This window comes from Microcystis sp. M049S2, from assembly GCF_020245625.1.
Classification (GTDB): domain Bacteria; phylum Cyanobacteriota; class Cyanobacteriia; order Cyanobacteriales; family Microcystaceae; genus Microcystis; species Microcystis ichthyoblabe_A.
The window spans coordinates 1-11,177 of sequence record NZ_JADBUN010000060.1; the positions used below are offsets into that span (position 1 = coordinate 1).

At 43.4% G+C, this 11,177-nt stretch carries 6 protein-coding genes and 1 pseudogene; 4 read left to right on the forward strand and 3 right to left on the reverse strand.

The genetic code is table 11. The features are described from left to right. Positions 1–75: 75 nt before the first annotated feature. The 3 genes and pseudogenes from IM496_RS05155 to IM496_RS05165 form a co-directional block, all read right to left on the reverse strand. Entirely contained in the window at positions 76–510 is a 435-nt protein-coding gene (locus IM496_RS05155; protein ID WP_287661444.1) for a hypothetical protein, read from the reverse strand. Between the two features lie 107 nt (positions 511–617). Then, the gene (locus IM496_RS05160) at positions 618–2,423 is read right to left on the reverse strand and encodes an aspartate kinase (RefSeq protein WP_069475262.1); all 1,806 of its coding nucleotides are present in this window, start codon (positions 2,421–2,423) and stop codon (positions 618–620) included. Positions 2,424–2,625: 202 nt separating this feature from the next. Beyond that, positions 2,626–2,766 (reverse strand): annotated as a pseudogene (locus tag IM496_RS05165) (IS982 family transposase); the annotation flags it as partial. 304 nt (positions 2,767–3,070) lie between these two features. Here IM496_RS05165 and IM496_RS05170 point away from each other — a divergent pair. From IM496_RS05170 to IM496_RS05185, 4 genes are all read left to right on the forward strand, one after another. Next, positions 3,071–3,334: a YciI family protein gene (locus IM496_RS05170; RefSeq protein ID WP_287661445.1), complete on the forward strand. Its 264-nt coding sequence runs from the start codon at positions 3,071–3,073 to the stop codon at positions 3,332–3,334. Between the two features lie 43 nt (positions 3,335–3,377). Continuing rightward, the gene (locus IM496_RS05175; protein WP_287661446.1) at positions 3,378–5,150 is read left to right on the forward strand and encodes a hypothetical protein; all 1,773 of its coding nucleotides are present in this window, start codon (positions 3,378–3,380) and stop codon (positions 5,148–5,150) included. A 513-nt stretch (positions 5,151–5,663) separates the two neighbouring features. Next, positions 5,664–10,355, forward strand: a complete 4,692-nt coding sequence (locus IM496_RS05180; RefSeq protein ID WP_287661447.1) for an ExeM/NucH family extracellular endonuclease — start codon at positions 5,664–5,666, stop codon at positions 10,353–10,355. Positions 10,356–10,407: 52 nt separating this feature from the next. Further along, the gene (locus IM496_RS05185; protein ID WP_287661448.1) at positions 10,408–10,920 is read left to right on the forward strand and encodes a PEP-CTERM sorting domain-containing protein; all 513 of its coding nucleotides are present in this window, start codon (positions 10,408–10,410) and stop codon (positions 10,918–10,920) included. The last annotated feature ends 257 nt before the right edge of the window (positions 10,921–11,177 follow it).

The window sequence follows — 11,177 nt, forward strand, 5'->3', positions numbered from 1 at the left end:
AAGGGCGAACGCAATTCGCCCCTACAATGGCATTTTTTTCGGTTCCGTCGGGGTGCATTGCACGCACCCAAGACATTACATGGTGATATTTTGTTCATTAATATTAATGTCCCTTTGAGAAAAATTAACAATTTTTTCAATAGTTTTGATATAGGTTTTTTGTCCAGAGGATTGAGATTGCAAACCCTTAGCAATATTGTTAAGAATATCCTTTAAATTAGGTAAAGGTTGGGATTCTACAATGTCAACCAAATCGGTTATAATTTGGCTTAATTCGGGACTGGTTTTAGCAACAGATTCCACCTCTATAATTGCCTGTCCATAATCTAAAGGCTGTTCGGGTGCTTTTTCAATTGCGGTGACAGTATCTGGAGAAACTTGTTTCAGGGAAGTGAGAAATTTTTCTGTTTGTTGCCAAACTTTCTCTCCCACTTTTTCACCAGTTTTCTCTAGCACTTTAGTGGCAATAATCGAACCAACTGCGATCGCTGCTCCTGTAAGAGGGTCCATAGATAAAATCGGGGTGATGAGGGTTAACTTACTTAACTGGTTTTTGGGGGTTAAGTTGCCAGCAATATAAACAACTCTTACCCCCATCATAGAACTTGTAATTTCATTTAGGCGGGTACTTCAATTTTACCCTGTCCGGCTAATCCAAAAGCGGCGTGAACCACTTGTAGGGCCCTGACTCCATCTTCCTGATTCACCACACAACTGATTTTTATATCAGAAGTAGCAATCATCAAAATATTAATTTTCTCCTTTGCTAAAGCTTCAAAAAAGCGTGCTGCTACCCCCGGTTGTCCTTCCATTCCTGAACCAACAATGCTCACTTTGGCCACATCATTATTAACCACCACTTCCTGTAAACCCAAACTTTCCGATAGTTCTAAGAGGATTTTTTGGGCTAAATTAGCATCAGCTTGGGGTAAAGTAAAAGCGATATCCCGTCGGGGAATGCCATCGACAATGCGACAGCGTTGGGATTGAATAATCATATCAACACTGACATTTTTTGCCGCTAAAACCGAGAAAATTCTCGCCGCCATCCCGGGGCGATCGGGGACGTTACGAATGGCCATTTGTGCCTGATTATTATCTAGGGCCACTCCCCTGACTGGGACTAAATTTTTAGGGATTTCGCAATGAGCAACTTTAGCAGAATACTCCACTTGAAAAGCATCACAAAGGACTTTAATTGCTTTTTCTCCGTCCGCTTCATCGATGACACAACTGACTTTTACTTCAGAAGTGGAGATCATTTCGATATTAATTGCCGCTGCGGCCAAAGTGCTAAATATTTGGGCAGCAATTCCCGGCCGGCCGATCATACCAGCGCCGGTAATGGCGATTTTAGCGGCCCCGGATTCGATGATCACTTCCGCTTCCTCTGTATTAGTGGGATGGGAACGTAAAACCGGTGCGATCGCTTCGGCCACGGATTGGGCTTTTTTTAAGGCATTTCCCATCACCGTAAAGGCGATATCGTTGCTGTCCCCCTCGTGAATCGATTGAATAATTAAATCCACGTCCACCTGTTGATGGGCGATTTCCCCGAATAAACGGGCAGCGATGCCGGGACGATCAGGAACCCGTAAAAGGGCGATTTTCGCCTGATTACCCTCAAATTCCACCGCATCCACTGCTTTTGTCAATTCCAATCCTTGCAGGGTGCGCGGTTTCGGTGCCGGGGATGTCACCCAAGTACCCGGATCCTCTGTCCAACTGGAGCGGACAACCAAGGGAACCCCGAAATTTTTAGCGATTTCCACCGCTCGCGGGTGGAGAACTTTCGCCCCTAAACTGGCTAATTCCAGCATCTCATCGCAGGTGATTTGGTCTAAAAGACGCGCTTCGGGGACTAAACGGGGGTCAGTGGTGAGAATACCGGGTACATCGGTGTAAATTTCGCAAAAATCGGCTTTTAAGGCGGCTGCTAGGGCCACGGCCGAGGTATCGGACCCACCGCGCCCTAGGGTGGTAATCTCTAGTTGATCACTATCGCTAACACCTTGAAAACCGGCGACCACAACTACTTTACCTTCCGATAGATGACGGGAAAGGCGATCGGTTTTAATTTCTAAAATACGGGCCCGACTATGTTCGGATTCCGTGACAATTCCCACCTGAGCGCCGGTTAGGGAGATGGCCGGTTGTCCGATTTCCTCTAGGGCCATACTCATCAAGGCGATCGTTACCTGTTCCCCCGTGGATAATAACATATCCATCTCCCGGCGCGAGGGTTCGGCGGCGATCTGTTTGGCTAAATTGACCAATCCATCGGTGGTTTTACCCATGGCAGAAACGACCACCACCACGGTGTTTCCTGCTATTACCGTATTTTTGACCCGTTGAGCGACCGATTGAATGCGTTCCACGGAACCTACCGATGTACCACCGTATTTTTGGACAATTACAGCCATAGTTGTCAGCGCTAGAGACTTTCTATCTTTGTTCAATCTCCAACTTATCAAAATTCCTTAACGATAAGTGGTTTTGGTTAACATTCCTTATGTTTTATCGGACGTGATCTCAGTTTGGAGCTTTTGACTGGGAAAATATCCCGCGATTGAAATATCCGGACTCGGATAAGCTGCCGACTATCTAAATTAACCTGAATTCGGGTTAAGCAGATGGGGGTAAAAGCCAATCAAGACGAAGGTTAGGTTTTTTGGGTCGGTGACAATAAGCAATTAGTCCAGACAGAAGGTTAACCCCAAAATTCCCAGGGGAAGGATGCCTCGAATGTTCAATTTGGGAGATATTATACTAAATCCGTTGAGTATAGGCTACATATCAGGACAGGCAAAAGAGGAGATAAATAATCAGTCTTTAATAACCAGATTTAGTATTATTGAATTTATCGTTAATTATGTCAATAATCGAGCGTTTACGAGATAAAAAAGTGATGCAATTCACACTTGAATTGGCGGTTTATCGATTACTCTACTTAAATCTTCTGTAAAACTTGGCCATAGACAAAATCAGCCAACTGTACCCCTCCACACTTTTCTATAGGGATTTAGTTCGATCGTAAAATAGCAACAGATCAAGAGATTACAGGTCAAATATGCCGAAATTTGTTATCTGGAGTAGTTATTGTGAAAACGTGCTGGAAAAACGCGCACCCTATCGTCAAGCGCATCTAGAGGGATTAAATCTGGGTAAAAAACGGGTAATTTTCATTAATATCGGACTAAGAGCAGATTTAAGCCAAGTTTTCGCAATTTATCAGGCAGCCAGCCAGTCAGAAGTGCGAGAATTAGACGATGGGGGTTCAGTTGTCATTATCCTCAGTTGTAAACATCGAAAAAATGCTTACAGCCGATTATAATATAAGTCCATCCCCTCTAGATTGATCCCTAAAGAGTGAAAAAATGGTAGATAACCAAATTGATTTACGGTGGTGGCTACTGAGCAACTTGGCAAGTATTCCATCTTTGTCAATTATTTACAGAATATCGGTAATATTCACTTTTATTATCCTCATTTTTTTAGCTTTTTCTCCTCTTATATTCCCGAGAACTCCCACGAGTAAGCTCCAGAAGTTTTTATCGTCAAATCTAATATTTATTATATCTTTAGTTACTTTTATTTTAGCAGCACGCTGGCCAGGTTTCTTGTCACCAATGCTAGACCCAGACGAGGGGCAGTTTATCGCAGGTGCAATCAAACTGTTGAAAGACCCAGTTTTCTGGCGTGCGGTAGATGCGGGTTCATCTGGACCGCTCAATGTCTATCCTCTGACTCTACCAGCTTTTTTCGGGTTCAGAATTGAATATGCTAGTAGTCGTGTGATCGGCTTAATCATGATAATTGCTGCTATTGTTTGTCTTTATTATGCTTTATCCACTCTCTACGATAAGAGCCTTTCTCGTCTAGCAATAGTTCCCGTTTTTACCACTGTCGCCTTAATGAAGGAATCAGGCTATGTGCATTATACAAGTGAACATTTTTCAATTGCAATATTAAGTGTGGCTTTGTTAATTGTTTGTAAATATTATGCTGGTAATTCATCTAATCCTAATCGGCTGATATTTGCCTTGGGTTTTATCCTCGGACTTACTCCCTTTGCCAAAATGCAGTCAGTTCCTATAGCTTTCTCAATTGCTTGTATATTTTTGCACATACTCTGGCTAAAAAGCAGCGCAAGAGGTCAATTCATCAGGAGTCTTGCTGCTTTCTTTCTTGGGGGAATATTGTTCTCAGCTTTAGTTGTATTATATCTAATATTTTTCTCAATATATGATGCTTTCTGGACATCTTATATACAACAGAATTTATTGATTTATTCTACCCATGGTTTGGGAGGAAATCTAACGCAAGTAACCTTTTTGGCAAAAATTAACATATTTCTGGATATGTTAGTAAGAGTGCAAGATACACAGATGTTATTTTTATTGACGGCAATTGCATTGATAGTAGGAATACCATTTTTAATAATAAAGCGTTTTTCTTTAAGCCCACATCAAGAGCAGTTTAACACATTTTGTTTTGTCTATTACAGTTTAGTTATTTTGGCCGCGTCGAGTTATTCAGTTATTAGACCAGGTAACAGTTTTCCTCATTATTTACTGTTTCTAATTATACCTAGTGGATTTCTAATCGGCGTGTTTTTAGGTGAACTTGCCAAAGTTTTACAAGTGTCAAAATTCACTCGTTCACACTTAAAATTCTCTCTTTTAACAGGCGTAGTTTTCATTACAGTTGCTAGTAGTTTTTTACAATTTACCATAACAATAATATCAGATAACTTTTACCTGGATAATCGCAGAAGATTTGCTAAAAATTATCTCAGTCCGATTGCTAAAACTATTCTAAATTATGCTTCTCCTGGTGAATCTATGGCTGTCTGGGGGTGGGCACCACAGTTATATGTTGACACGGGACTTATACAAGCAACAAGGGCCAGTGTAATAGGTCCCTTGAAATACTTTCCCCTACAGCAATATTTTTTCAAACAGTATGCAGACGATCTGATTAATTCTAATGCTAAGTTATTTGTTGATGCTGTGGCTCCAAGAATGACTAGATTTAAAGATAGAGAAACTCAGGGACACGAAGTTTTTCCTGAAATTGCTAGGGTTATCAAGGCAAATTATCGGCTAGTTGATGAAGTTCAAGGAGTTCGTATTTATCTTAAAAAATAATCCTACGCTGCCTTTCCTCTTGTTCTTAGTTAAACAACCACTGAAGTGGTCACTACCAACCCGGAAGCTTGTAAACCGGGTTTGATGACCGAATAAATATAGAATCTTTTCGCTAATTGTCTTGGAGAGATGGGGCTCTTCTAGGTTCTGTGTGATAAGTTTAACTTACATAGGATCGATCAATCTTTGTGTCCTTTGTGTCTTTGTGGTTCGTTCCACCCCCTCGCTCTTGAGAAATGTATCTTAGAATACATTTGACCCACCAAAGCTGGGAGAGCCGAAATGGGTTAGTTATAATGACAATTCTAGGATTTTCTGACGCAACTCTACTCGATAGGATTTCATTCATTGTGCAATTTGGCTATCGTTAACGTTATACTTCATGTTTATGAAAAAGGCTATAATTTAACGAATAATCTCTTTTAACCAAAGGTTTACGGGTCATTAAAGGAGAGTTTACCAGTCATTAATCCTTGAACTCTAGGGTAGTAAAGGCATCTTCATCACTACAGTATGAGTAACGCTACCTTTACAGAAAATTTTAATACTTTTACTGGTTCGGGATTCGCCCCGATTCCGAGTCTAGGTCAGCTAGATTCAGACCTTTGGATTATTTCCGGTCTTTCCGATGGCAGCATGACCTATGGGGACACCCGTACTTCTTCAGGAGATTTTGCCAGAGGACAGACATCTAACCCTGTCACCACTGGGGGAGTTTATGCTTTCAGCGTCGCTTCGGGAAATAATGCTTTTGGGGTACAACCCACAGGAGATGATTTTACCCCCGGCGCTATCACCCTACGCTTACAGAATGTCACTAATAGCTTAGTGGATTCGATTACTCTTTCCTATATCATCCGCTTTCGCAACGACCAAAATCGGGCCAATTCTCTCAATTTTTCCTATTCTGGGGACGGAAATATTTTTACTGCTGTTAGTAGTTTAGACTTTATCACCCCGGGTAATCTGGACAGTTCCGGTTGGCAGTCGGTAACTCGTTCTATTACCCTTTCTGGATTAAGTATCGCCGCTAATAGTAATTTTTTCCTGCGTTGGACAGGAGATGATGTTAGTGGTAGCGGTAATCGCGATGAATACGCAATTGATGATATTGCCGTGACTGGTTTAGCCGCTCCCAGTACATATATTCTACCCACTCCTACCCTCGTAAAAATCCATGAAATTCAAGGCACGGGTTTAGTCAGTCCAATTTTAAATCAATTGGTGACTGTAGAAGCGATCGTGGTGGGAGATTTCCAGGGTAATACGGGATTAAGTGGTTTTTATCTTCAGGAGGAAGATAGCGATAGCGATAGTAATCCTCTTACTTCCGAAGGTTTATTTATTTTTGAAGGCAATATCCCGATTATTAACCTTACTATCGGCGATAAAGTTAGAATTACAGGAACAGTTAGTGAATTTGGTAACGCGGGGGTATCCTTAACCCAACTGAGCATTATCACGGAAGCGTTAATTATTTCTAATAATAATCCCTTACCCACGGCCGCCACTATTAGCAATCTCTCGAACGCGAATGCTCAACCGCAAGTTTTAGAAGCTTTTGAGGGAATGCGGACAACTTTCGCCGAAACTCTCTCTTTAACCGAATATTTCCAACTTGGTCGTTTTGGTAGTGTGGTTTTATCCTCTGGGGGACGTTTACAACAACCCACTAACGTTACCAATCCGGGGACAGATGCCAATATTTTACAAGCGAGTAATAATCTGCGACGAATTACCCTAGATGATGGTAGTAATCTCACTTTTCCGACGACTCTATTCGGACGTGGTGGCAATCCCCTCAGTACCAGTAACATTTTACGGGCCGGGGACACAGTAACGGGATTAACCGGAGTTTTAGACCAACGTTTCGGAGTCTATCGCGTCCAGAATAACCAAGGTGTGGACTTTCAAGCGGTCAATAATCGCTCAGAAACGCCCACTAATGTGGGGGGTAGGCTAAAAATTGCCAGTTATAACGTCCTTAATTACTTTACCACCATCGCCAATGGCACTAATAATGCCCGGGGTGCCAATAGTATCAACGAATTTCAGCGTCAAGAGGAGAAATTAGTCACGGCGCTTATCGGTCTTGATGCCGATGTTTTCGGGTTGATAGAATTGGAAAATAACGGCGATGGGGCGATATCTAAGCTTGTTAACGCTTTAAATGCCGTTGCAGGTGCAGGAACCTACGCTTTTATCCCCACAGGTACAATTGGCACCGATGCGATTAAGGTGGGATTGATTTATCGACCCGCTAAAGTGACCCCTGTAGGTGATTTTAAGATCTTAGACAGTAGCGTTGATGCTCGTTTCGATGATACTCGCAATCGTCCCGCCCTAGCACAAGCCTTCCAAGAAGTCAATACTGGTGCCAAATTTAATTTAGTCGTCAATCACCTAAAATCAAAAGGTCAATCGGGTTTAACTAATACAAGTGATCCTAACTTCGATCGAGGGGATGGTCAAGGTTTCTGGAATGCCAGTCGCACCAATGCGGCCTTAGCCTTAAGGGATTGGATAGCCACGGATCCCACTAATAGCGGTGATAGGGATTATTTAATTATCGGGGATCTCAATGCCTACGCCCAAGAAGACCCAATTCGAGCGCTCGAATCCGCCGGATATACAAATTTAGTGGGTCAATTTGGGGGTATTAACGCTTATTCCTACGTCTTCGATGGACAAGCTGGTTATCTCGACCATGCTCTCGCTAATGCTAGTTTAGCCTCCCAGGTAACGGGAGTGACGGAATGGCACATTAACGCTGATGAACCTAGTGTTTTTGACTACGATGACAATATCGTTGACCCCGGGGAAAATCCCTCCAATCCTCCCTTAAACCCCTCTGCACTCTACCAAGTTAACCCCTATCGTACCAGCGATCATGATCCCGTTTTAATTGGTTTAAATTTAACCACCCCTCAACCCTTTAAACTGCAATTATTCCATTTTTCCGACAACGAAGGCGGAATTTCAGCCCTTGATGATGCCCCGCGCATGAGTGCGGTGTTAAATGCCCTCAAACAGCAGGACATCGATAACGATGGTGTAGCGGGTTTTGCCAATACCCTCACCCTTGCGTCTGGAGATGCCTACATTCCGGGGCTATTTTTCGGGGCCAGCGAACAGGTATTCGGGGCAGTTGGCCGCGGCGATATCCAGATTCTCAACAATTTGGGAGTACAAGCGAACGCTTTTGGCAATCATGAATTTGACCAAGGTACAGCAGTTGTCCGTAATTTGATTCTTCCCAATGGCAACTATCCGGGTACAAATTTCCCCTATCTCAGTTCTAATCTTAATTTTGCCCCCGGTACCAACTTAGCCAGTTTAGTGACTGCCGATGGTCAGGAAGCGAGTACCATTGCTAATAAAATCGCTAAGAGTACGGTGATTACTCTGCCCGATGGCGAGAAAATTGGTATTGTTGGGGCAACTACCCCGATTTTACGCTCAATTTCCAGTCCGGGTAACGTGGGAGTTTCTCCTGCTAATCCAAATGACCTTGATGCTTTAGCGGCCATTATTCAAGCTTCCGTCGATGCACTTTTGGCCGCTAATCCGGGGATGAATAAGGTCGTTTTGTTAGCCCATATGCAACAATTATCGATCGAACAGGCCCTAGCGGAACGTTTACGCAATGTCGATATTATTGTCGCTGGTGGTTCCCATACTCGTTTAACCGACGAAAATGACCGTTTACGCGCCGGAGACACCTTCCAGGGCGTTTACCCCATTGTCAAAACTAACCCGGAGGGAAAACCAGTAGCGGTAGTTAATACCGATGCCAATTATAAGTACGTCGGGCGCTTAGTTATCGATTTTGATAGCAGTGGTCATATCATTCCCGAAAGCTACAATCCCAATATTAGCGGCGCTTACGCCACCGATGCCCAAGGAGTGACGGAAGTGGGGGGAACAGGATTAGAAGACCCCGAAATTCGGGGGATTACCAATGCCCTCAGAGGGGTTATTAACGCTCAAGAAGGCAATTTCTTCGGTTTTACGCGAGTTTTCCTCAACGGTCAACGGTCGGGGACAGGATTAGACGGAGTTCGCCAACAGGAAACCAACCTCGGCAATATTACCGCCGATGCTAACCTAGCTGAGGCCAAAAAAACCGATGCTAACGTGGTTATTTCCCTGAAAAATGGCGGTGGTATTCGCAATAGCATTGGCAGTATCATCGTTCCAACCGGTACGGAAGCAGTACGGGTAGCACCAGAAGAAGTACCCGGAGTGAAACCGGCCGGGGGAATTTCAGAAGTAGCGATTAAAAATGCCCTCAGTTTTAATAATTCCCTTAGTCTCACCACTGTCACCGCTAGTGAATTAAAGGGGATTTTGGAGTATGGTCTGGCGGCTAGTACAAACGACCCTGCTAATTCCCAAGGCCGTTTCCCGCAAGTGGGAGGAATGGCCTTCAGTTTCCACCTTGATGACCCCGCCAGCAGTCGGATAAAATCTTTGGTAATCAAGGATGAAAACGGCACAGTTATCGATGTGGTGGTGCAAAATGGCGCAATTGTCGGTGATGCTAATCGTAGCTTCCGCATGGTGACGCTTTCTTTTCTTCTTGATGGCGGTGATGGTTATACCATTCCCCAGCGCAATCGCGTCAATTTGCTAGGCAGTACACCCAACTTCACTGGAAATGCAACTTTTGCCCCCGATGGTACGGAACAGGACGCTTTTGCGGAGTATTTACGGGCGAATTTCTTCAATCAACCCTTTTTAGGGGAAGATGTGAGCAGAGAATTTGATACCCGTCTGCAAAACCTCAATTTCCGCAGTGATGAAGTTTTGCGTTCCACTCGTTCGGGTACGGCCGGCATTGATAATCTAGTGGGTACTACCGGTGATGATGTCTTAGTCGGGTTCCAAGGTCGCGACACCCTAACTGGTTTAGGTGGTAATGATTTGTTTGTTTATGTCAGTTTGAGCGATCGCAGTGATACTATCACTGATTTTACCGTCGGCAGCGACAAAATTGTTCTCACGCAACTGCTTAATAGTTTGAATTACACCGGCAGTAATCCCATTGCTGATGGTTATATCACTTTTACTGCTCGTGGTAGTAGTACGGTTCTAAATATCGATACTGATGGTTTTGGAACTGCCGCAAGTCCTTTACCCCTAGCGTTAATTAATAACGTTGCGGTGGCGGTCTTGAATAACCTTGCCAATTTCCTGTTCTAGTTTTTTTTGGTGGGCTATCAATGCCCACCGTTTTTTTTAAGGAGTAATTTCCATGAATAAAGTTGCTGTAATCACAGGTTTAGCCCTAGCATATTTTGCGGTCAATGTCAATAGTTTACAAGCGGCAAATATCACCTACAATTTTCAAGGTGTTATAACTTCTGGAAGTCTGAATGGGACTTATTCCGGTTCGGCCAGTTTCGATGATGGGGCGATTACAGGCGTAGATTTTGAATCTATCCCCTTGACCAATATTAGTTTTAATCTCCTCGACCATAGCTTTAATCTCGCTTCGGCCGATGCCCCTCCCGTGGCTAATTATTTCGATGGGACTTTTCTCGGCATCGATTATAGTGTCACCTCTACTAATGCCTTCTTTCCCATCGCTAATTTTGCCCTGACTAGCGGATTTTTTGAACTAAGTGAAGCGGCTTTTACCTATACTCCTCGCTTAGGTATTGCAGGACAAGGTAGCCTAACTTTTAGCAAAGTTCCTGAACCTTCTATCGTTATCGGTTTAATTACTTTAGGAGGAATAGGTCTTGTCTTTCGCAAAAGTCCCTAACTAATTTGAGACTTCCTTAGCTAAAAACGCCTACCTCAAACTAATGGGTAGGCGTAGTTTATCGATTACTCTACCTAGGGTTTGCTGAAAAAGTTTGTTGGTGGGGGCAGGGTGTAGGGTGTAGGGTGTAGGGTTTTACCGATTTTGAGGTAGTCAGTTACCTAATTTTCAGGGAAAAAGTACCTGAATTCTACCCCCGATCCCTCCAATGGTCGGCACTTTTTGAGGGAAAAAAAGTCTAAAAGCCTTATCCAACA

Bases quoted from the DNA above. Each gene is read 5' to 3' on its own strand.
- IM496_RS05175 (WP_287661446.1), top strand. From the start codon at position 3,378: ATGGTAGATAACCAAATTGATTTACGGTGGTGGCTACTGAGCAACTTG.
- IM496_RS05170 (WP_287661445.1), top strand. From the start codon at position 3,071: ATGCCGAAATTTGTTATCTGGAGTAGTTATTGTGAAAACGTGCTGGAA.
- IM496_RS05180 (WP_287661447.1), top strand. From the start codon at position 5,664: ATGAGTAACGCTACCTTTACAGAAAATTTTAATACTTTTACTGGTTCG.
- IM496_RS05160 (WP_069475262.1), bottom strand. From the start codon at position 2,423: ATGGCTGTAATTGTCCAAAAATACGGTGGTACATCGGTAGGTTCCGTG.
- IM496_RS05185 (WP_287661448.1), top strand. From the start codon at position 10,408: ATGAATAAAGTTGCTGTAATCACAGGTTTAGCCCTAGCATATTTTGCG.
- IM496_RS05155 (WP_287661444.1), bottom strand. From the start codon at position 510: ATGGACCCTCTTACAGGAGCAGCGATCGCAGTTGGTTCGATTATTGCC.